A 22,510-nucleotide genomic window follows, 5' to 3' on the forward strand; every position below is an offset into this window, starting at 1 on the left:
GGTGCTTGTAGGAGGTTGGTAGCAACGCGGGGAGAGGGGAAGAGCTCTGCGCGGGATGAGGCCGTTGCGGGACGGGTCAGACCTCAACGACCATGGCGACGGCGTTGCCACCACCGAGGCAGAGGGCGGCGACGCCGCGTTTCTTGCCGGTGCGGTGGAGTTGGTGGATGAGAGTGGTGAGGACGCGTGCGCCGGAGCCGCCGATGGGGTGTCCGAGGGCGATGCCGCCGCCGCAGATGTTGAGTTTGGACTCGTCGATCTTGAGTTCCTTGATGTTGCAGAGGACCTGCGCGGCGAAGGCCTCGTTGATCTCGAAGAGGTCGATGTCGGACATGTTGAGTCCGGCGCGATCGACAGCGCCCTTGATGCCGCCGATGGGGGCGGCGAAGATGTCCTTCGGGTCGACGCCGTGGGTGTGATATGAGAGGATCTTGGCGATGGGCTTGAGGCCCATTTCCTCAGCGGCGATAGCGGAGCAGACGGCGATGGCGGCGGCTCCGTCTGAGATCTGAGAGGCGTTTCCGGCGGTGACGGTGCCGTCCTTGGTGAAGACAGCGCGGAGTTTGGCGAGCCCGTCGGCGGTGGACTCGGCGCGGATGCCCTCATCAGCGGAGACGCCGGGGGACTTCTTGTCCATGCACTGCTCGCCGGTGAGGGCGACGATCTCGTTCTTGAACCAGCCCTCTTTGGTGGCGGCGGCGGCGCGTTGGTGGCTCTGGGCGCTGAAGCGGTCCTGGTCCTCGCGGGAGATGGCGTATTTCTGGGCGATGTGGTCGGCGGCGTTGCCCATGGCCCAGCCCTCGAAGGCGCAGGTCAGCCCGTCGAACTGCATGTGGTCTTTCATCTCGGCGTTGCCGAACTTGACGCCCTCGCGGACATTGGCGAAGTGGGGCGCGGCGGTCATGTTCTCAAAGCCGCCGGCGATGACGACGTTGTTGTCACCGGCCTTGATGGACTGTGCGGCGAGCATGACGGCCTGGAGGCCGGAGCCGCAGACTTTGTTGATGGTCTGGGCGCTGATGGTGGTCGGAAGGCCGGACTTTACGGCGGCCTGGCGTGCGGGGTTCTGGCCGAGCCCTGCCTGGAGGACGCAGCCCATGATGACCTCGTCGACTTTGTCTTTGAGGGCGGGGGTGGCGTCGAAGACGGCCTTGATCGCGTATGAGCCGAGGACGGGCGAGGGGACCTTGGAGAGCCCGCCGAAGAACTTGCCGATCGGGGTGCGCTTCGCGGCGACGATGACGGGCTGCCTGGACATTGCGGTTCTCCAACTCGATGGGAATCGACCGGCCGGGACCTGACGAACCATTCCGTCGTGGATACAAGAGATGTATGGCCGGCTTGACGTACTCTAGGCGGCTGCATCGGAGAGTTGTCCCCGCACGAATGCCGCACGATATGGAAAGAGAGCCGACAGAGAGTTTGATCGGGCGTGGCGTGTGGCGTCGCGCGGGGGAGTTGCCTCGCTGGGTGCTGGCGGCGGAGCTGGGACTGCTTTTTTTCGTGGGCCCGTTGGTGTACTTCTTCGCGGTGCGGAGCCCGGGGCTGCTGTTTCCGGCGTTGTGGGCGTTCTTTGCGTACACGCTTGCGGTGCTGCTTCTGGATCCGACGTTTGAGCGGCGGACGCTCCGGAACTTCGGCGCGATGAGGCGGGAGCTGGGCCGCTTGCTGGCGATTTTCGGTGTGCTGGGGGCGTTGCTGGCGGGCGCGGTGTATGCGTTCGACGTGGTGACGGATGGGGAGCCGATCTTTCTGTCGCTGCCACGGGAGCGTCCGACGCTGTGGCTGATCATCATGGTCTTCTATCCGCTGGTGAGCGTGTACCCGCAGGAGGTGATCTGGCGGGCGTTCATGTTCCATCGGTATCGCACGCTGTTTCGCGGGCGATGGGCGATGATCGGCGCGAGCGCGGTGGCGTTCGGGCACGCGCACGTTGTGTTCCACAACTGGCTTGCGGTGGGTTTGTGCGTGATCGGGGGCGTGTTGTTTGCGAGGACGTTTGATCGATCACGGTCGACGCTCGCGTCGTGGATCGATCACGCGCTGTATGGATGCCTGGTCTTCACGATCGGGATCGGGAGGTACTTCTACAGCGGGGCGGCGCACGGGTGATCAGGCGCGTGCTGCGTCTACGAGGCGGCGGAAGAGATCGTGGCCGAGGGGATCGCTTTCGGTGCGTTCGGGGTGCCACTGGACGCCGAGCATGAAGGGGCGGTTCGGATCGGCGATGGCTTCGATGAGTCCATCGTCGCTGGTCGCGATGACGCGCATGGATCCGGGGTCGGTGACGGCTTGTTTGTGGCGGCTGAGGACGCTACCTCGTGAGAGTGTTGCCCAGGGGGGGAGTTGGGAGGGGTCTGTCGGGATGATCTCGTGGGTGCCTTCCCAATGGCGTGAGGCGTCGGCGCGGGAGTCGGGGAGGTGTTGATCCATGGTGCCGCCTGCGAGGAGTGCGAGCATCTGCATGCCGAGGCAGACGCCGAGCACGGGGAGGCCGGGGTTTGTGTCTCGGATCGCGCGGATGAGGTCGCTTTCGAAGCGTTGACGAGCGGGGTGGAGGGGCGTGGCTTTGGGGTGGGTCTTGGCGCCGAAGGGCTCCATGGATGGATCGTCGCCACCGGTGAGGACGAGGCCGTCGAGCGAGTGGGTGTATGCCTCGACGAGTGTGTGGTCTGGGGCGAGCATGACGGGGGTTGCGCCGGCGCGGCGGATGGCGTGTGCGTATGCGATTGTTGCGATGCAGGTGTCGCGTCCGTTGCGGTCGATGAGATCGGTGGTGACGCCGATGAGGGGGCTTGGGCGAGTGTCGGCGGCGCGCATCGCGAGGGCTCCTGTCACGCGTTGTGACGCGAGGGTGGCGTGATTGTTGCGTGTGCGACGGCCCTTGGCGCGCGTGCACGGGGAGGGAGTCTTTGCGTACACTCCGCGCATGACGACTCGAGCGGCTGTGATCTGGTTGGTGCTGGCCGCGGTGTTCGCGTTGGGAGCGACGATCACGGATCGGCTTGCATCGGGGCGTGCGGTCGTCGCGCCTGAGACGGTGCGGCTGCTGGGCGGATCGCTGGATGAGATCGGGACGATCACGATCCGGAGTGCGGGGCGCCCGGAGTTGGTGCTGGGGGCGGATGCCGGGGTCTGGCGGTTGATGGAGGCGGGCTCTGCGCCGTGGCCGATCGAGCCGGGGCGGATTCCTGCGCTCTTGCGCGTGATGGCGGGAACGACGGGGGTTCGAGCCCCGAGCGGCGCGATTGGTGATGATGCGACGAGCATCGAGCTGCGGAACCGTGGGGGCAGTGTGGCGGCGGTGCTGCGGATCGAGACGGCATCGCTGGCGGGGCGATCGCTAGTGGAGGTTGAAGAGGGGAGCGAGCGGAGGCGGCTCTTGATCGACGATGCGCTGCGTCGGGCGTTGGCGGGCGCGGGACCGGCGGGGTGGCGGGATAAGCGGGTGTTTCCGGGGTTGGCTCCGGACCCGGTGGTGATCCGGATCGCGATGCCGACGCACACGATTGAGCTCGCACGGATCGGGAATCGCTGGGGGATGCGTTCGCCGATCCAGGCGCGGGCGGAGAGCGGGAGCATCGCGTCTGTGATCCGGGCGTTGCAGTCGATGGAAGCGGCACGGTTCATCGATTCGGCGGCGAGTGATCCGGGGGCGTTCCCGGAGCAGCCCCAGGTCGCGCTGACGATCGAGACGTCGGCGTTGGATCCGGAGACGGGTGAGCGGTCGCGGAGCGTGTGGTCGCTGGAACTGGGCGGGGCCGCGCCGCAGGGTGGATCGTTTATTGCGAAGATCGGGAGAGAGGCGATCGACGGCTCGGGAGGGAGGAGCGTGGTGCACGGGCCGGTGATCGTTGAGCTTCCGAATGAGCGGCTGGCGAGCGTTCCGGCGGCGGTTGAGGCGTACCTGGCGAGGACGCTGATCGACATTCCGAGTTCGGATGTCGGGGGGGTTGTGTTCTTTGCGGGGGGTTCGGGTGAGGGCGGGTTTGTGAGAGCCGCGTCGGGGTGGATGAGCACGCGATCGGAGGGCGGCGCGGATGCGCCCGCGACGGAGCGGGATCGGATCGGGGTTGAGTCGCTGGTTGAGCTGGCGTCGAGCGTGGTTGCCGACAAGACGACAGTTCTTGAGAGCGACGATGCGCTGCCGGGCGGGTTGCCGATGCGGCTGATCGGGCTTTCGGGGCAGACGATCGAGGAGTGCTTTGTGTTCCTTGAGAGGGGCGGGGAGCGGGCGCAGCTGGTGATGCGATCGGGGCGGGTCGCGCGGACGTACCTGATTCCTGAGGGGCTGGCTTCGTGGGTCGCGCAGATCCCGGCGACGGGGTCTTGAGTTTGCGGCGCGGCCGCGGGTGTATGCGGCTTTGCCGGGCTCGACCGATCAGAACTGGCTTGCTCTGAATCGTCTGCTGAGGCGGGCGCGGAGCCATATCGCGGCGAGGTTGAGTGTGACGATGATGAGGATGAGCAGGAGCGTGGTCGTGAAGACCATGGGCTTTGCGGCCTCGCTGTTCTGGCTCTGGAACCCGAGGTCGTAGATGTGGAAGCCGAGGTGCATGAAGCTGCGCTCGGGGTGGATGAAGGGGGAGACCCCGTCGATAGGGAGTTCGGGGGCGAGTTTGACTGCGCCGACGAGCATGAGTGGGGCGACCTCGCCCGCGCCGCGTGCCATCGCGAGGATGGCTCCGGTCATGATGCCGGGCATGGCTCGGGGGAGAACGATGCGCCAGATGGTCTGCCACTTGCTGGCACCGCAGCCGTAGGAGCCCTCGCGCATGGATCTGGGGACGGCGGCGAGGGCTTCTTCGGTGGCGACGATGACGACGGGGAGGGTGAGGAGGGCGAGGGTGAGCGAGGCCCACATGATGCCGCCCGTGCCGAAGGTGGGGCTTGGGAGGCGTTCTTTGTAGAAGAGGTTGTCGATGCCTCCGCCGACGAAGTAGCAGAAGAACCCGAGTCCGAAGACGCCGAAGACGATGCTGGGGACTCCGGCGAGGTTGTTGACTGCGATGCGGACCGCGCTGATGACGAGGCCGCCCCGGGCGTATTCGCGCATGTAGAGAGCGGCCATGATGCCGAAGGGGACGACGGCTACGGACATGAGCAGCGTCATGGTGACGGTGCCGAAGATTGCGGGGAAGACGCCTCCCTCGCTGTTTGCCTCTCGGGGCTCGTCGAAGAGGAACTCTTTCCATCGGGAGATGTAGATGCCGAGTTTGTCGGCGCGGTCGAGGCGGTTGGCGGGGTAGATGCGGACGATCTCGGAGAGTCGGAATGATTTTTCGGTTCCATCGGCGGTGCGGAGGATGAGGTCGAAGCGGGCATCCTCGGCCTTGATGGCGTCGATCTGGCTCTGGAAGGCGGCGTATTCGGGCGCGAGTGTTTCGGAGAGGGACTGCGCGCTCGCGAGGGCGGCGGTGTGCTGGGGAGAGCCGCTGCCGTGCTTTGATTCGATGCGGCGCGATTCGAGGCGGGCCGCCTCGAGTTGTCGGTTGAGTGCGCCGAGGGCGTGGCGTTCGATGTGGACCTGCTTGCGCCAGGCGTCGCGACGGGCGTCGTGATGTTCGCGGAAGGCACTCCAGACGCTCTCGGGCGTTTCGGCGACGGCGACACCGTCGATGAGCATGCGAGCGGGCTCGCCGTAGAAGCGGCCCCAGGAGAGACGCTCGACGACGAGCATCCACTCCGGCTTGGTTTCTTCTTTGATCTGGAACTGGCTGACCCAGTTGAAGTGGCTGCCTGAGACATCGAAATTGCCGGTTCTGAGAAGGCGGCGGCGGGACTCCCCTCCTGCTTCCTTGAGCGCGGCTTGAGCGGCGGGTGCGTGGTCGGATCCGAGGGCTTCGATCTCTGATTCGCGCGGCGTGTAGATCTCGTCTCGGGTGACCTCGCCCGCGAAGACACGGCCGTCGAGGAGGGAGAGTTGTGTGACGGGCGCGGGCCAGAATGTGGTCGATCCCTTCCAGATGATGAGGCCGACCAGGCAGATGATCATGGTGAGGGAGATGACGAAGCCTCCTCCGGTGAGCCAGACCATCATCTGGCCCTCGGCGATCAGCGAGAGGCCGTCTCGGCCTCCTCTTGCCAGGGGCGCGGGCGGTGTGGGGTTGTCGGCGGTGGTGCTCATAGCTGGAACGCCCTCTTGCGGAATCGCTGGCGCACGACTTCGGCGACGGTGTTGACCACGAAGGTCATGATGAAGAGGACGAGGGCGGCGAGGAAGAGCATGCGGTAGTGGGTGCTGCCTTGCACGGCTTCGGGGAGTTCGACGGCGATGTTCGCGGAGAGGGTTCTGAAGCCGTTGAAGATGTTCCACTCGATGATGGAGGTGTTTCCTGCGGCCATGAGGACGATCATGGTTTCACCGACGGCTCGTCCGAACCCGATCATGGTGGCGGAGAAGAGGCCGCTCATCGCGGTGGGGACGATGATGCGCCATGCGGTCTGCCAGGGCGTTGCGCCGGCGCCGAGTGAAGCGGCGCGGAGGTGTTCCGGGACGGCGTTGAGGGCGTCTTCGGCGACGGTGTAGATGATGGGGATGACGGCGAAGCCCATGACGAAGCCGACGATCATGGCGTTTCGCTGGACGTAGGTGCCGACGACGGAACCCCGGAGGTCGAAGCCGAGCGCGCCGACGACGCTTCCGAGGGCGTATGCGGCGAGGAGTCCGGCGACGATGGTGATGAAGAAGAGCGCGAAGTCCATGGCGGCAACGAGGCGGCGCGTGCGTGCGGCCCCGGGACGTCTTGCCCACGCTTCGAGGATCCGCCCCTTGAGGAGCAGGCCGCTCATGATGCAGAGGGGAGAGAGGAGGACGATCCAGCCGGGGGCGGGCGATCCGACGTTTCCTGTGAGCCACGCCTTGAGGTCGCCGGTGAAGAGGAGGCGTTCGACCAGCGGGCCGAGGCGGCTGGCGACTGCGATGGCCACAACTGCCATGGCGATCATGGCGAGTGGGCGTTTGGATGCGTGGCGGATTCCGATGGTTCTGGGGAGCATCTGCCAGAGGCATGCGCCGAGGACGAGGGAGATCGGGACGAGGATGAGCGCGGCGAGGGTGGCTGGTACGACGTCTTCGATGAAGGGGGCGAAGATGATCGCGGCGAGGAAGCCGAGCACGACGCTCGGGAGACTGGCCATCATCTCGATCATGGGCTTGACGGTTGCGCGAGTGCGTCGGGGCATGAACTCGCTGGTGTAGATGGCGGCGAGGATCGCGACGGGGAGGCCGAAGAGCATGCAGTAGACGGTGGCCTTGATGGTGCCGAAGACGAGCGGGACGAGGCCGAACTTCTCTTCGAAGTCGTCGGTGCCGCTGGAGGACTGCCAGATGTGCTGCGGCTCGTTGTAGCCCTCGTACCAGATCTTCCCAGCCATCGCGTCGACGGAGCTTTCGGGGTGCTTCGACTGGAAGGGCCAGACGCGGACTTCTTCGCCCGCCACTGCGACGACGGCATCGCCTTTGGGTGCGATGCCGACGGAGTCGTATCTGACGCCGGGTGTGGAGATGCGTGCGAGTTGCTTGCCGTTGGTGGAGAAGTATGCGGCGATCGTGCCGCCCTGGCTGGCAAAGGTGATGAGGCGCTTGCGTGCAGATGGCCCGATGGCGACGACGGGTGTGCCATCGCCATCGAAGTGCCTGGCGAGGCGGAGGATGACGCCGTCGATCGTGCCCGCATCGGCGGGCTTGGTGCGGAACCAGAGGGAGAGGCGTCCGGCGGAGTCGCCGACGAGGAGGGAGGAGCGTCCGAGCAGGAATGCGGCGGAGGTGACCTCTACGCCGGGGTCGGGTGTGAGATCGAGTCGCTCGGCGATCGCGGGCTTGTTGATGTCGCGTGTGTCGATGCGGAGTGTGGTTCCGTCCGACCAGATGAGGAAGACACAGTCGCCGTTGCCTGTGAGCATGAGGCGTTCGGGGGATCCCATGCCGGGTGGGAGTTCTATGGGAGTCTCTGCGCCGGTGAGCCGGGTCGTGACGACGCCGGTCATGAGATTGGTTCGTTTGGTCACGCTCTTGGTGACGAGGTCGCCGTTCTCTGTGAATGCGGCGATGACGTAGCCGCTGGGAATGTGGGCTTCGTCAATCAGGAGGATGCCGGACGATGCGGCTTTGGTGGGCTCTTCAAAGACGGCTTCGAATCGCTGGGCACGGACCTGTCCGCCGGCGACCATTTCATAGACCGCGCCGTCGGCGGCGATCCGATCGCCCTGTTTCAGAGCGCGGGCCTGATCGGGGATGGAGTCTCTGAAGAGGATCTGGGAGGCGAATCGGAACTGGGCCTGCCTGATGGTGCCGTCGGCGTAGCCGAAGACGGCGTCTGATCGCTCAACGTCGATAGAAGCGGCGGTGGGAATGGCGTCGGCGAAGGGCTCTATACGGTCGATCATTTCGCCGGTGTCGGGACGGAGGAGACGGACTGACCAGTCTTCGCCGAGGACCCAGGCGATGGCCATGTATTCATCGACGCGGACGGCGCGCGGATCGGAGCCGAGGCCCGGAACGACGAAGCGGCGCTCGCGCCCGACATCGCTGCTGCCAAAGAGGGGGATGGCGACAAGGGCGAGGAAGACGCAGACGAGGAGGACGGCGGCGATGACAAGGAAGCCGCCGATGCTGATGATGGAACCCGCTGCCCTGTCGATGAGCGGCACGCTCCAGTGCGTGCGTCTTCGGCTGTGGGGCCGGTTCCCGTTGTCATCAGGCATTGATCGCTCCGGGGAGGGCTCGTTCCTGCTGGAAAGAAGCGGGCGGCCCAGCGAGAGCCGCCCGCTCGATATGGTACATGATCTGTTCGTTCGCTTCAGCGACGGCGGTGCTGCCGCGGAGAGCGAGCGTCAGGATGTCTTACTTGAGCTTCTCGGCCTGCTGCTTGGCGAGGTTGGCGGTCAGGGGGTAGTAGCCGTCCTTGATGACGTCTGCCTGGCCTTCGGAGCTGAGGACGTAACGGAGGAACTCGCGACGGAGGGGATCGAGGGGCTCGGAGGGGTTCTTGTTGATGTAGAGGTAGAGGAAGCGTGCGAGGGGGTACTCGCCGGAGTACGCGTTCTCGGGAGAGGCCTCAACGGCGGGGGTGGAGGTATCCGGCGCGAGGGGGACGGCGCGGACGTCGGCGGTCATGTAACCGATGCCGCTGTAGCCGATGCCGAACTTGTCGCTGGCGACGCCCTGGACGACTGAGGAAGAACCGGGCTGCTCTTTGACGGAGGGCTTGTAGTCGCCCTTGAAGAGCGCGACTTCCTTGAAGTAGCCGTAGGTGCCGGAGGCGGAGTTGCGGCCGTAGAGGGAGATGGGCTTGTTTGCCCACTCGCCGGTGAGGCCGAGGTCGCCCCAGGTGACGATGTCGGTGGCGTAGCCACCCTTGCGGGTCGAGGAGAAGATGGCGTCGACCTGCTGCATGGTGAGGGACTTGATGGGGTTGTCCTTGTGGACGTAGACGGCGAGCATGTCGATGCTGGTCGCGATCTCGGTCGGCTTGTAGCCGAACTTGGACTCGAACTCATCGATCTCGCTGCTCTTCATGGCGCGGCTCATGGGGCCGAACTGGGCGGTGCCGGCGATGAGGGCGGCGGGCGCGGTGGAGGAGCCCTTGCCCTCGATCTCGACGTTGACGTTGGGGTAGTACTTCTTGAAGCCCTCGAGCCAGAGGGCCATCTCGTTGTTCATGGTGTCGGAGCCGATGCTCTTGGCGGTGCCCGAGACGCCATCAACCTTTGTGTACTTGGGGAGGGTGGGGTCGAGTTTGACGCCCTGTGCCGCGGCGATGCCGGCAACCATTCCCATGGCCGCGAACAGGCCTAACAGTTTCCTCATTGGTCGCACTCCTTGATCGCTTGGATCGAGTTTGTCGGCTCCGCCGGACACCCCGACGATGTGCCTTTGTTGACGGGCGAATGTTAAGAAGGTCGTCGCGGGGGTTGGTTAAGGACGCGCGAAGAACGCGCGATGTCCTTCACAAGGATGCGGGCAATTCAGCCCTCCCGGCCCCTCCGCTTCATCCATGTGGTCATCCGATCCCCGGTATGTGTGAGGCGAATGCCCAGAGCACGGCGGAGGCGATGAGTGCGGCGGCGATGGCGAGGCGCGTCCATGCGGCGTTGCGATGGATGCGGAGGGCTTCGGCGGGATCTGCGGGGATGGAGGCGAGGCGCGTGATGCGGGCTTCGATCGAGCCGTGGAGGAAGTCGCGTCGGGATGGGGAGATGCCGTTGAGTTCTGCGACGCGATGGAGTGCGGCGATCATTGCGGCGCAGGCGGCGTCGCGCGGGAGGCCCATGCGTTCGAGCGATTCGACGGCGAGGAGGTCGGCCTGGGCTTCGAAGCGTCGGCTCGTGAGACCGGCGACCGCGACGATGGCCATGATCGTGAAGGCGCCGATTCCCTCACCGATGATCCACTGCATGCACATCGAGGTCGCGAGGACCGCGCCGGCGAGCCAGGGGATGTGGCGTCGGCGGACGTGGCCGATTTCGTGACCGATGACGGCGGCGAGGAGGGGCTCTTGCATCCCTTCGATCAGGCGCTCTGAGACGAGCATGGCGCGTGAGCCGGGGATCATGCCCATCACCATTGCGTTTGCCTGGCCTGCGCTGGGACGCCAGAGGCGCAGCGGGATCGGGCGGACGCGGTGGATGCGGCAGATCTCTCGCACGAGTTCTACGAGGCGACCGGATCGAAGAGGAACGGTCGGCAGGATTCTGGCGAGCAGCATCGGAGCCATCGCGGCGAGCGCGATCGCGCCGGCGATCATGATGCCCTCTGCGAAGGGCGTGAGGGAGGGGGAGCCGACCTCAGAGGGGAGGAGCATCGAGCCGGGCCAGAGCTGATCGATGGCGAGCATGGCGGTGCCCGCGCCTTCGAGCCAGCCGAGGAAGAGGAGTCCGGGGAGGAAGCTGCAGAGCACGGCCTCGCGGAGCCGGATCACGATCCACGGGCCGAGCCCGACGAGGCGCGAGACGCTCTGGCCGGAGTCGAGTTCGCGGATCGTCGCGGCGACACGGAGACGGCGATCGACGGTGTATGAGGTGATGGCGAGGATCGCGGTCGCGAGAGCCCAGGGGGATGCGGCGATGATCTCGTCGAGGAGGATCCAGTCGCCGATCGAGGCGCGGATGACATCGAGCCAGCCGATCCAGGAGATGGCGGCGGCGGTGGCGATGCCGCACGCGGTTTGCGCGAGCCAGTGAGCCCTTGCGATGCGTGAGATGATGGCCCAGCTACCGGTGCGATCGAGGGTGCGTACCCAGAGCGCGGTCATGGCCGCGGCGAGGATGGAAGGTGTGATGATGAGTGCTATCGAGAGGAGGGCGGCGTTGGTGTCTCCGATGCGTTCGGAGAGGACCGGCGAACCCTGTCCCATGCGCGACATGATCGCGATCAGGACGAGGATGGGGATGAACATCATCATCGGGCGTGCGGGCGGCTACCGAGTCAGTTCGCCGAGATCAACGACATAGCCGCCGGGGAAGTACGCGTCGACGTTGAGGGTGTTCTCGTCGATGCTTGTCAGGACGATGCAGGCGCGGCCGAGGCGGGCGGCGTAGTCGAGGTCGCCCTCGCTGGGTCCGGCGTACTCGCGGTTCTGAGACCTCTGCACGTGGAAGTGGTAGTGGGCGAGGGCGCGGTCGCTGGCGGAGATAAGGTCTTCGGAGGCGACGAACTTGCGATCACCGAGGCGATTGCTGGGGCGGGGCGGGTACATCGTGACGAGGAACGCCTCGCTCGCTGCGACGGAGATCATGCCTCCGTACTCGGTGGTTGTGTCGGCTCTGTCCATGGCGATCTGGGAATAGAGAGCGTCGCGGACGGCGGTCTCACGGATGGCATCGTCGAGCACGAGGAGGACGAGGACATCTCCCCAGACGAGATTGGCTTCCTGGCGGTCGAGGCGTTCGGGGATCTGCTTGGTGTAATCGACGCCGACGGCGCGTTCGTAGATCTTGCGGCCCTGCAGGCGTGTGCGGAGTTCGGAGAGGAGTTCCTCTCGGGAGGCACGCAGCCAGTCGGGGCGTTTGGCGGCGGCCCAGCGGACGTGTTCGAGGTGCAGGAGCCGGAGCCCTTTTAACTGGTCATCACGGAGCGTTGAGACGGCGGAGCGTGCGCTCCCCCACCACGCGGCGTTTGCACGCTTGGCGGGATCGCGGAGATTGTCGAGCCAGCGGAGTTCCTCGCCGTTGCGGGGGACGACGCGCATCTCGGTGTAGCAGGCGCGGAGGTCGTTGAGGGTTCGATCGTCTTTCGGGAACTCGACGCCGGACTGGGCGGAGACGAGCGAGGCACGGAGGGAGCCGTCGGCATCGAGCCGCGCGAGGACATCCCACGCGGCGGCGCGGGTTCGGAGATCCCAGCGGAGTTTGTAGGGACCGGGATCGGTCTGCGGATTCATGAAGACATCGAAGGCGACACGGGCGGGATCGACGCCGGGGTGGAGTCGCTCGATGGCTCGGCGTTCGACGCGGGTTGGCTCGGGCTCTTCGGGCTGATCGGTTGCCCATTGGCGGATGATGGCTGGGGTCATATCGGTCCAGCCGCGTTCCGCGCTGAGGTTGCATAAATAGGTGGCGATCGGTCGGCTCTGCTCGTTGGGGAGGAGCAGTCTGGCCATGGCGCGGCTGTCTGCGAGGCCTTCCGGGTCGGTGTCATTCATCAACTGATCGATGACAGCCAGGCGGACAATCCACGGCACGTTCGAGGACCATGCGAGGTCTTTGAAGGACTTGCGGACGGCGTCTCGCTCAAGGCCGGTGCCGCTGGCGGGGTCGCTATCGGCCCATGCGAGGACGGCGGCGTCTGCGCGACGCTGCGGTGAGAGTTTGGGATCGCGGACGCGTGTGAGCGAGTCGTTCTCTTGCGCGGAGGAGGAGCATCCGCCGAGCGAGAGGGAGCCGACGAGGAGCATCGGTATGGCGAGGAACAGCATGAGGTTCGCGCATCGCTTCATGGTGGCGGAGTTTAGCAGCGTTGTGATGGAGTGATCGCGTTGGCGCCGGTCACGACCGGGGCGGGATCGGTCGCTGGTGCGGATCGAGGGGCGTGCTGGGCTCTGGGGGTTCGAGACGGACGCCACGCTCGGGATCGACGGCGTGTTCGAGGCGCATGGCGGCATCGTGGACGTGGTCGGGCGCGAAGCCGCCTCGTTCGACGAGGTAGGACTCCCAGAGTCGGTGGGTTCTGACGAGTTCTGTGGCGCTTCGGCGTCCTGTGTCGGTGAGGCGCAGGTTGCCGTTCTCGGATTTCAGCAGGCCGAGCCGCGTGGAGCGAGCCGTGGCGAGTTTCAGGGTCATGCCCGTTGAGCCGATGGTTTCGGCGGCCCGCTGGATGTTGGCGGGCCGGGCTCGCTCTTCCATGCGATAGACCCATGCGAGAAGGTCTTCTGAGGCGATGGTGATGGCGAGTCTTGCTCGTCTGCCCGATCGAGCGATCACACCATGGCGCGGACCGAGCAGCATGGCTGATGCCATCGCGACGCCCGAGACAACGGCGATCATGCCGGATGCACTGACGGAGCCGGATGCGCCGATCCAGCCCGGTCCGAACGCTGCGAGCGTGTAGCCGCCGACAGCGCAGCATGCGGCGATGAGCACGGAGGTGAGGACCTGTGAGCGGAGGCGATCGGTGAGCATCCGTGCTGCTGCGGGCGGACAGATCAGCATGGCTATCACGAGGATGGAGCCGACCGCCTCGAACGAGGCGACGGTCACGCACGCGACGAGGACCATGAAAGCGCCGTTGACAGCCGATGCGGGGAAGCCGAGCGAGGTCGCCAGTCCGGGATCGAAGCAGACGATGCGGAGTTCCTTGAAGAATGCCGCGACGAGGATGGAGACGACCGCTGCGACGATGGCGAGTGTCCAGACCTGGCGCGGGAGCGAGGCGATGGCGTTCCATGTGAGAACCTGGGACCACTGATCGGGCACGAACCAGATCATGGCTTCCAGCACGCCGTTGAGCACGCAGTCGGCATCGAGATCGACCTGTCTGCCGGCTCCGCGTTCGAGCATGAGCACGCCGAGGGCGAAGAGCACGCTGAAGACGACGCCCATCGCGGCACCGGGTTCGATGCGTGTGTATCTGCGCATCGCTTCGACGAGCCCGACGGTGAGGATTCCTGCGGCGGCGGCTCCGATGAACATCGCGAGGGGATCACGCGTGCCGGTGATCATGAACGCGAGCACGAGCCCGGGGAGGACGGCGTGCGAGATGGCATCGCCCATGAGACTGATTCGACGGAGGACGAGGAAGTTGCCGAGCAGAGCGCACGAGACGCAGGCGAACGTCGCGGCGAGGATCGGGCCGAGATCGATCGAGAGGAACTCGTGGAGGGCGGGGCTCATGTGTCCCTCCCCGGCCACTGGGTCGGCGGATCGAGCGCGTCTTCTGCGGCGATCTCGGCTTCGAGCCGGGCGAGAATAGCGGGGTCGACGACGTGCTCGACGGCGTCGGCGGTGAGATCGACGTGGGATGCGGCGATATCGGCGTGGCGGATGAGATAGAGGCGCCAGAGGCGTCTGCGCCGATCGGCGAGTCGTGCGGCGGCGAGCCCTGCGTCGGTGAGGGCGACCATGCGTTCATCGCGTCGGACAAGGCCCCTGCGCTGGAGCATGCCCCGCGCGAGGAGCCCGCTGAGACCGGGCGGAAGGGCCGCTTCGATGGGCATGGGGCCGACGGTTGCGAGGTGGAGCATGGCGTGATCGGCCTGGATGCGTGTGCGGACGCTGTGTTGTCGGATGAGTCCTGCGACGAGTCCACGGCTGGGCGCGAGCAGCATGCCGAGCACGAAGATCGCGCCGGCGACCAGGACAATCGCGGGCCCGGCCGGGACGCGCGTGAATGAGGCGGAGATGGCTGAGCCCACAAAGGCGGACGCGCCGCCGGCAGCGGCACTGAGCGCGGCGAGCGGGAGGAGGCGATCGGTCCAGAAGCGTGCGGCGGCGGCTGGGATGATGAGGAGCGCGACGATGAGCAGGAGTCCGACGGCCTGTAGACCGACGACGCAGACGGTGACGACCAGCGCCATCAGGGCGGCATCGATGAGGCCGACTCGCACACCGAGCGACCTTGCGTATGCCTCATCGAAGGCGACGACGCGCAGGCGTCTGAAGAGCAGGGCCACGACCGCGATGGAGGCGAAGGCGACGGCGCCCATCAGTCTGGCGTCTGTCGTGCTCATCGCGGCGGTCTGCCCGAAGATAAAGGTCTTCAATCCGCCCTGGTTGCCGACCTGCATGGTCTGGATCACGCTGAGCAGGACGACGCCCACGCCGAACCAGACGCTGAGCACCGCGCCGATGGCGGCATCTTCGGTGAGGCGTGTGGCCCGCACGATCCACTGGATCGCGAGGAGACCCGTGGCCGCGCCGATGGCTGCGCCCGGGAGCAGCACGGCCATGGATCGGCCGTCCATGCCGATCGCGTTTCCGATGATGAATGCGGTCGCGATGCCTGGGAGCGTGGCGTGTCCGACGGCGTCGGAGATGAGCGAGCGTCGCCTGAGCATCACGAAGACGCCGACCAGGCCGGCGGCGATTCCCAGCAGTGTCGCGCCGATGAGGACGAGGGTGGTGTTGTGGCCCGCGCGGAATGTGGCCGCTTCGATGATCGCGGCCCATGTGCCTGAGTTGTCGGGCCGGCTGATCACGTGCCTCGCTCCGCCCTTGCGACTGCCTCACTCGCTTCGGCGAGCAGGGTCAGCCGTCCCCCGTAGGTGCGTCGCAGGTTTTCGGGAGTGAAGGCGGCGGAGACGGCGCCACTGGCGACGATGCGCATGTTCATGAGTACGACGTGATCGAAGTATGCCTCGACGGTCTGGAGATCGTGGTGGACACAGATGACAGTGGTGCCGCGGGCTCGGAGGTCGTGGAGCAGCCGGACGATCGCTCTCTCTGTGGCGGCATCAACGCCGGCGAAGGGTTCGTCCATGAAGTAGAGATCGGCCTCCTGGGCGAGAGCGCGGGCGAGGAAGACGCGTTGCTGCTGTCCACCCGAAAGTTGGCTGATCTGACGCGACTCGAAGCCGGAGAGTCCGACGCGATCGATGCACTCGGACGCGGCCTGCCTGTCGGCACGCGAGATGGGTCTGAGCCAGCCGGCCCGACCGTAGCGCCCCATGCAGACGACATCCATGACAGTGACGGGAAAGTCCCAGTCAACGGCCTCGCGCTGCGGGACGTAGCCGACGCGTGATCGGGCGGCACGGTACGGGCTTCCCCAGAACTCGACGATGCCGGAGGCACGCTTGACGAGTCCGAGGCAGGCCTTGATGAATGTGCTCTTTCCGGCACCATTCGGTCCGATGATGGCGATCATCGAGCCCGGGGGCGCGTCGAAGTCGACATCCCAGAGGACCGGCTTCCGCTGGTAAGCGACGGTCATGGCATGGACCGAAAGAGGGCTGTCGGCCGAATGTTCGGGACGATCGAACAGGAGAGAGCCGGGTGAGTTTGATCGATACTCGTTGGCCATTGGGCTTGCTCGGGGCGCGTGGGAACGTTTGCTCGGCGGGTGATTGAAGTCAGTGGGGATCGTCGCTGCGTGGAGAGGGTTCGCCTGAGCCGCGGAGTCCGCCTTCCGGGACAGTGCCTCCGAGGGCTTCGGTAATGGTGCGGACGTTGTGATCGATCATGCCGATGTATGTCCCTTCCCAGGTGCCGGGCTTGCCCATGGCGTCGGAGAAGAGGGAGCCGCCGACGCGGACGGTGTGGCCACGTGCTCTTGCACCCGCGATGATGGCGTTGATGTTTCTTTCGGAGACGGTGGACTCGACGAAGATCGCTCGGATGCTCCGCGACGCGATGAGATCGACAAGGCGTTCGATGTCTCGCACGCCGGCTTCGGATTCGGTTGAGATGCCCTGCACGCCTCGGACTTCGAGCCCGTAGGCCCTGCCGAAATAGCCGAAGGCATCGTGAGCGGTGAGCAGGACGCGCGAGGCCTCCGGGATGGTTGCGATGGCACGCGCGGCGTAGGCGTCGAGCGCGGTGAGGCGCGAGGCGTATACGGCGGCTCGCTGTTCGTAGAGGAGGCGGCCTTCCGGATCGAGCGTGGAGAGGGTGTCGCGCACGGCGGGGATCGCCTCGGCCCAGAGGGCGGGATCCATCCAGACGTGCGGGTCGGGATGATCTTCTGCGCCGTCGGGCGAGAGGAGGCGTTCACGGGGCAGGGACTCGGCGACTGCGAGCACGGGCTTGCCGGATGAGGCGATTCGCTTGAGGGTGTCGGCGAGTTTGCCCTCCAGTTGCAGGCCGTTGGTGAAGATCGCATCGGCACGGGCGAGCGCGGCGATGTCGGTGCGGGTGGGCTTGTAGAGGTGGGGATCCACTCCCTCGCCGATGAGCACTGTGAGACGGATGCGGTCGCCACCGATCTCGCGGACCATGTCGCCGACCATGCCGGTCGTGGCGACGACCGTCGGCTGCGGCTCGGCGGCTTGGGCGGAAGCGAGTGCGGCGTTGGCGAGTGCGAGAAGGGATCCGACAAGAGCGAGAGTGATCGCGGGGAGAGGTATGTGGAGGAATCGTGGTGTCGAGTACATGGGCTGCTCCTACCTCTCGGATTGAGAGGAGCGGGCCACGAGCGGCCCGGAGCCCAATTGTAGCATTGGCTACGGTTGAGTGCAAGGAGCGATGGCCAGCGGCTCGGTCCGTGTTGGATTGGTTGGTCAGTCCTAAGGAGTCGGCGTGTCGTCAGCAGTGCGGAGAGTGGCCTGGAGTCGCTTGATGAATGCGTCGGCCTCTTCAGCGGCTGTTGCGATGGCTTTGAGCCGATCGCGTGTAAAGGAGGAGTTCGCGGCTTCATCGGCTTCGAGAAGGGTTGCCGCACCGAGCCGGATGACAAAGAGTCGGTTGTTCAGTTCGTGGAAGAGTTCCCGGGGGATCGCAACGCTCGATGCCTCGCCTTGATTGGATGCGGCTGTCATGGGTGATCATTCGCCGCTCGGGGCGTGGAAGTCTGTCGCGTGAGAAGATCTACCACGAGTGCCAACGGATTGGACCGGCAGAGTGTCGGTCGGGACGCTACAAATCTGCTGCGTGTCGGAGCACCTACGCCAACTTGAAGCCAACCTTGAACTCTGCACGAGGGCGGACAGGAGGCGTCTGGGCTTGAGATTGCGTCTGATTGAGCGCCCTGAGGGGGGACGCGGCAAGCGAGGGGAACAGAGACGAGGGGGGTCGCCGGGGCAGGCCAGGGATTCGATCGCATCGCTCGGGCACGAGATCGATCTGGCGATCGCACGACGCCAGGAACGGGCGAGGCGCCTCCCACGCCCTTCATTCGACATGGACCTGCCGGTGCTTGCAAAGCGAGAGGAGATCGCGGAGGCGATTTCGAGGCATCAGGTTGTGATCGTGTGCGGCGAGACGGGGTCGGGAAAGACGACGCAGTTGCCGAAGATCTGCCTGTCGCTGGGACGTGGGGTCGATGGGTATATCGGGCATACGCAGCCGCGCCGGATCGCGGCGCGGAGTGTTGCGGCGCGTCTTGCGGAGGAGTTGAACTCGGCTGTGGGATCGGATGTCGGGTACAAGGTTCGTTTCGGTGACAAGACATCTCCTCAGACGTATATCAAGGTGATGACCGACGGCATTCTGCTCGCGGAGACGCAGGGCGACCGGATGCTGGACAGGTACGACACGCTGATTATCGATGAGGCACACGAGCGGAGTCTGAATGTTGATTTTCTTCTCGGGTACCTTCGGCGGCTGCTGCCGCGGAGGCCGGACCTGAAGGTGATCATCACATCGGCGACGATCGATCCAGAGCGGTTTGCGATCCACTTCAAGGACGGGCAGGGGACGCCAGCACCGATCATCGAGGTTTCGGGCCGGACGTTCCCTGTTGAGATCCGGTATCGCCCGCTGGTCTCGGAGGCGCACGCAGATCTGGATGGAGCGCCGGTGCAGGAGGATCGTGACCTTGAGACGGGCGTGCTGCATGCGGTGCACGAGCTTGCGAAGGAGGGGCCGGGGGACATTCTGGTGTTTCTGAGCGGCGAGCGCGAGATCCGCGATCTGGCGGAGTCGCTGAGGAAGCACCATCCGCCGCAGACGGAGATCCTGCCGCTGTATGCGCGGCTGTCTGCGGACGAGCAGATGCGTGTCTTCAACCGTCACGGCGGGCGTCGGATCGTGCTCTCGACGAACGTCGCGGAGACTTCGCTGACGGTTCCGGGTATCCGGTATGTGGTGGATGCGGGAGAGGCGCGGATCAGCCGGTACAACGCGCGGTCGAAGGTGCAGCGTCTGCCGATTGAGGCGATTTCTCAGGCGTCTGCGAACCAGCGATCGGGACGGTGTGGGCGTGTGGCCGAGGGTGTGGCGATCCGGCTGTACAGCGAGCAGGACTTTCTCGGGCGCGACAGGTTCACGGACCCGGAGATCCAGCGTGCGAACCTTGCGAGCGTGATTCTTCAGATGAAGGCGCTCGGTCTCGGCTCGGTCGAGGCGTTTCCGTTCATCGATCCGCCGGATTCACGCCAGATTCGCGACGGATACGAGACGCTGAGAGAACTCGGAGCGACGGACGATCGCGGGGAGTTGACACAGATCGGCGTGCGGCTCTCGAAGATGCCGATCGATCCGCGCGTCGGACGGATGATCCTTGCGGCGGAGCACGAGGGGTGTCTGGAGGAGGCGCTTGTGATCGCTGCGGCTCTGTCAGTGCAGGACCCGCGCGAGCGTCCGATGGAACTGGCGGAGAAGGCGGACGCGGCGCACCTTGAGTTTCGCAATGAGGAGTCGGACTTTCTCGGCATCCTCGGGCTGTGGAGGTTTGCTCGCGAGCAGGAGCGGCACCTCTCGCACAGCAAGTTTCGCAAGATGTGCAAGGAGAAGTTCATCAGCTTCGTTCGCCTGCGCGAGTGGGAGGACATCCACAAGCAGCTGCGTTCGCTGGTGCTGGAGATGGGTGTGAGGGACAGTTCCGCGCCGGACAAGCCGGACCTGATCCACCGCGCGCTGCTGACGGGATTGCTGACGAGTGTGGGGAAGAAGGAGGAGGATCGGGAGTATGCGGGCTGCCGCGGGCTGAAGTTTGTGATACATCCGGGATCCGGGATCAGCAAGCGTCGTCCTGGGTGGATCATGGCTGCGGAGCTTGTGCAGACGACGCGGCTGTTCGCCCGGACGTGCGCGAGGATCAATCCTGAGTGGATCGAGGAACTCGGCGGGCACCTGCTCAAGCGGAGCCATAGCGACCCGATGTGGGATGGACGGAAGGGGCGTGTGCTCGCGAACGAGAAGGCGACGCTGTATGGGCTCGAGGTGGTGTCGGGACGGCGTGTGGACTTCGGCAAGATCGATGCACCAGAGGCAAGGGCGATCTTCATCCAGCAGGGTCTGGTGGAGGGTGAGGTTCGATCGGGCGTGCCGTTCATCCGCCGCAACCGCGCGTTGATCGAGGACGCCAAGGGGCTTGAGGCGAGGGCGCGCACGCGGGATCTATTGGTCGATGCGGGCACACTGTACGGGTTCTACAACGAGCGGCTGCCGGCGGCGGTGCATGATGTTCCGTCGCTCGAACGCTGGTGGGCACGGGGCGCGAGAGAGGATCAGAACCGGCTGTTCATGTCGCATGAGGATGTGCTGCGACGGGATGCCGGGAGCGTTGATGATGAGATGTACCCCGAGCGGCTGCCGGGAGAGGGGCTGGAGCTGCCACTGAGTTATGTGTACCAACCGGGGGACACGGAGGACGGGGTCACTGTGACTGTGCCGCTGGAGGCGCTTGGCGCATTGGATGAGGCGCGGCTGGAATGGCTCGTGCCGGGGATGGTTCGTGAGAAGGTTCTGGCGATCGTGAAGGCGCTTCCGAAGCAGTTGCGGCGGCTCTATGACGCGCCCGCGCTCGCGGAGCGTGTGCTCGCTTCGCCGGGGCGGGGGAAGCGACGGCTTGCGGATGTGGTGAGGGATGAGATGGCGAGGTTGGCGGAGTTTCCGGCGCCGTCGCTGGACGAGATCGAGCGGGCGTTGCCCGACTATCTTCGGATGAACGTCCGTGTGGTCGATGCGAACGGCGAGACGATCGGAGAGGGGCGTGATCCGGTCGCGCTCAAGCGTGGTTTGCAGGATCGGGTACGGAAGAGTCTGGCGTCGATGGCGTCGGGGAGCTTCAACAGAGATCGTGTGGAGCGTTGGGACATCGGCGATCTGCCTGATTCGGTGCGCGTGCAGCGAGGGGGCGTGGCGGCGGAGGCGTTCCCCGCGCTTGTGGATGAGGGGAAGAACGTTGCGCTGCGGGTGCTGCCGAGCGCGGACGCGGCCGCGGAGGCGATGCGCATCGCGCTCCCACGGCTGTACATGCTGGAGACGCCGGGCTCATTCTCGAACTTAAAGCGGCTGCTTCCGGGGTTGCAGACGCTCGCGCTTGCGTATGCGACGATCGGGAACGCGGAGGAGTTGAAGCGGGATCTGCTGTGGCTGATCGCGTATCGGGCGTTCATGCCGGCGGGCGACATCGCGCGGACAGAGCGGGATTTCCGGGAGCGTGTAGCGACTGGTTATTCGAGGGTGGACTCGGTCGCATCGGAGGTGGTCGAGACTGTCGGGGCGATCCTGAGGGCTCATCAGTCGCTCCGGCTGCGGATCGCGGGGATGAACGCGCCGCTGCTTCGGCATGTGGTGTCCGAGGTCGATCGCTGGGAGACGACACTGATCTATAAGGGATTTCTGGTGATGACGCCGTGGGAGCGGCTCGTGCATCTGCCTCGGTATATCAGGTCGGGCGAGCACCGGCTGATGAAGCTCGGGAATGCCGGGCTTCAGCGTGACGCGCGGATGGCGGAGCAGATCGCTCCGTATGAGCGTCGGCTGGTCGAGCGTGTGCTGACGCACCGTGAACGGGGGATCGTTGACATGAGGCTCGATCGGTTTCGCTGGATGCTGGAGGAGTTCCGGGTGTCGCTGTTCGCGCAGGAACTGGGGACAGCGGAGACGGTCTCGCCGAAGCGTCTGGAACAGGCATGGGCAGAGGTGCGGGCGTGACGGGAGGCGGGGCGAGGGGCATGCGGAAGGCCGCGACCCGACCGGACGCTTGACCCAGATATTCACGTATTGTATACTTATGCATGGACGAGCAGCACCGGCGCAGAGAGATCATCCACGACATGCTCGGGCGGGGGCCGATCGAGAGCCAGGAGAAACTGGCGGAACTGCTGGGGCGCCACGGCATCAAGGCGACGCAGGCGACGATCTCGCGGGATCTGCGTGAGATCGGGGCGGTGAAGGGGCCGGACGGGTATGTGCTTCCGGTGCTGAATCCGACGGGCAACGAGTTGGGGCTTGAGCGTGCGCTGCGGGGGTTTGTGAAGAACGTCGATCGCGGGGCGACGATGGTGGTGATCAAGACCGGACCTGGACACGCGAACGTGGTGGCGCTGGAGCTGGATCGCTCGCCGCCCCAGGGGGTGATCGGGACGATTGCGGGGGATGACACGATTTTCATCGCGACACGCTCGGAGCGTGCGGCGGTGCAGCTCGTCCACCGGCTTCGGTCGCTGGGCGGGTTGGCGTAGGACGC

General features: G+C 65.6%; 16 protein-coding genes. 4 read left to right on the forward strand and 12 right to left on the reverse strand.

What is annotated here, in order from left to right; genetic code table 11:
- Positions 1 to 76: 76 nt before the first annotated feature.
- Positions 77 to 1,258: a thiolase family protein gene (locus KF838_06815; GenBank protein QYK49557.1), complete on the reverse strand. Its 1,182-nt coding sequence runs from the start codon at positions 1,256 to 1,258 to the stop codon at positions 77 to 79.
- 128 nt (positions 1,259 to 1,386) lie between these two features.
- Here KF838_06815 and KF838_06820 point away from each other — a divergent pair, with 128 nt between their 5' ends.
- Positions 1,387 to 2,112 (forward strand): CPBP family intramembrane metalloprotease, encoded by a 726-nt coding sequence (locus tag KF838_06820; protein QYK49558.1) that lies wholly within the window; start codon positions 1,387 to 1,389, stop codon positions 2,110 to 2,112.
- On the opposite strand, the gene KF838_06825 is transcribed toward KF838_06820, so the two are convergent.
- Positions 2,113 to 2,820, reverse strand: a complete 708-nt coding sequence (locus KF838_06825; protein QYK49559.1) for a gamma-glutamyl-gamma-aminobutyrate hydrolase family protein — start codon at positions 2,818 to 2,820, stop codon at positions 2,113 to 2,115. It abuts the gene before it with no gap.
- 109 nt (positions 2,821 to 2,929) lie between these two features.
- Here KF838_06825 and KF838_06830 point away from each other — a divergent pair, with 109 nt between their 5' ends.
- Positions 2,930 to 4,333: a hypothetical protein gene (locus KF838_06830; GenBank protein ID QYK49560.1), complete on the forward strand. Its 1,404-nt coding sequence runs from the start codon at positions 2,930 to 2,932 to the stop codon at positions 4,331 to 4,333.
- Between the two features lie 48 nt (positions 4,334 to 4,381).
- Here KF838_06830 and pstA read toward each other — a convergent pair whose 3' ends face one another.
- From pstA to KF838_06880, 10 genes are all read right to left on the reverse strand, one after another.
- Positions 4,382 to 6,127 carry a phosphate ABC transporter permease PstA gene (gene pstA, locus KF838_06835; GenBank protein ID QYK49561.1) on the reverse strand — a complete coding sequence of 582 codons (1,746 nt, stop codon included), beginning with the start codon at positions 6,125 to 6,127 and terminating at the stop codon, positions 4,382 to 4,384.
- Positions 6,124 to 8,706, reverse strand: coding sequence for an ABC transporter permease subunit (locus KF838_06840; protein QYK49562.1), 2,583 nt, complete (start codon positions 8,704 to 8,706; stop codon positions 6,124 to 6,126). The genes pstA and KF838_06840 overlap by 4 nt, the downstream gene beginning before the upstream one ends.
- A gap of 139 nt (positions 8,707 to 8,845) precedes the next feature.
- The gene (locus KF838_06845) at positions 8,846 to 9,811 is read right to left on the reverse strand and encodes a phosphate ABC transporter substrate-binding protein (GenBank protein ID QYK49563.1); all 966 of its coding nucleotides are present in this window, start codon (positions 9,809 to 9,811) and stop codon (positions 8,846 to 8,848) included.
- Positions 9,812 to 10,004: 193 nt separating this feature from the next.
- Positions 10,005 to 11,405 (reverse strand): M48 family metalloprotease, encoded by a 1,401-nt coding sequence (locus KF838_06850; protein QYK49564.1) that lies wholly within the window; start codon positions 11,403 to 11,405, stop codon positions 10,005 to 10,007.
- Positions 11,406 to 11,420: 15 nt separating this feature from the next.
- Positions 11,421 to 12,938 (reverse strand): hypothetical protein, encoded by a 1,518-nt coding sequence (locus KF838_06855; protein QYK49565.1) that lies wholly within the window; start codon positions 12,936 to 12,938, stop codon positions 11,421 to 11,423.
- Positions 12,939 to 12,987: 49 nt separating this feature from the next.
- Positions 12,988 to 14,331 (reverse strand): metal ABC transporter permease, encoded by a 1,344-nt coding sequence (locus tag KF838_06860; GenBank protein ID QYK49566.1) that lies wholly within the window; start codon positions 14,329 to 14,331, stop codon positions 12,988 to 12,990.
- The gene (locus KF838_06865; protein ID QYK49567.1) at positions 14,328 to 15,635 is read right to left on the reverse strand and encodes a metal ABC transporter permease; all 1,308 of its coding nucleotides are present in this window, start codon (positions 15,633 to 15,635) and stop codon (positions 14,328 to 14,330) included. The genes KF838_06860 and KF838_06865 overlap by 4 nt, the downstream gene beginning before the upstream one ends.
- Positions 15,632 to 16,369 carry a metal ABC transporter ATP-binding protein gene (locus KF838_06870; protein ID QYK49568.1) on the reverse strand — a complete coding sequence of 246 codons (738 nt, stop codon included), beginning with the start codon at positions 16,367 to 16,369 and terminating at the stop codon, positions 15,632 to 15,634. Before KF838_06870 ends, KF838_06865 begins: the two co-directional genes overlap by 4 nt.
- Before the next feature lie 139 nt (positions 16,370 to 16,508).
- Positions 16,509 to 17,528: a zinc ABC transporter substrate-binding protein gene (locus KF838_06875; GenBank protein QYK49569.1), complete on the reverse strand. Its 1,020-nt coding sequence runs from the start codon at positions 17,526 to 17,528 to the stop codon at positions 16,509 to 16,511.
- Positions 17,529 to 17,660: 132 nt separating this feature from the next.
- Positions 17,661 to 17,912, reverse strand: coding sequence for a hypothetical protein (locus KF838_06880; protein ID QYK49570.1), 252 nt, complete (start codon positions 17,910 to 17,912; stop codon positions 17,661 to 17,663).
- Positions 17,913 to 18,096: 184 nt separating this feature from the next.
- Between KF838_06880 and hrpA the strand changes: the two genes are divergently transcribed.
- Positions 18,097 to 21,975: an ATP-dependent RNA helicase HrpA gene (gene hrpA, locus KF838_06885; GenBank protein ID QYK49571.1), complete on the forward strand. Its 3,879-nt coding sequence runs from the start codon at positions 18,097 to 18,099 to the stop codon at positions 21,973 to 21,975.
- A gap of 83 nt (positions 21,976 to 22,058) precedes the next feature.
- Positions 22,059 to 22,505, forward strand: coding sequence for a hypothetical protein (locus KF838_06890; GenBank protein QYK49572.1), 447 nt, complete (start codon positions 22,059 to 22,061; stop codon positions 22,503 to 22,505).
- Positions 22,506 to 22,510: the final 5 nt, after the last annotated feature.

It is taken from the genome of Phycisphaeraceae bacterium (genome assembly GCA_019454185.1).
Taxonomy (GTDB): Bacteria; Planctomycetota; Phycisphaerae; order Phycisphaerales; family UBA1924; genus JAHBWV01.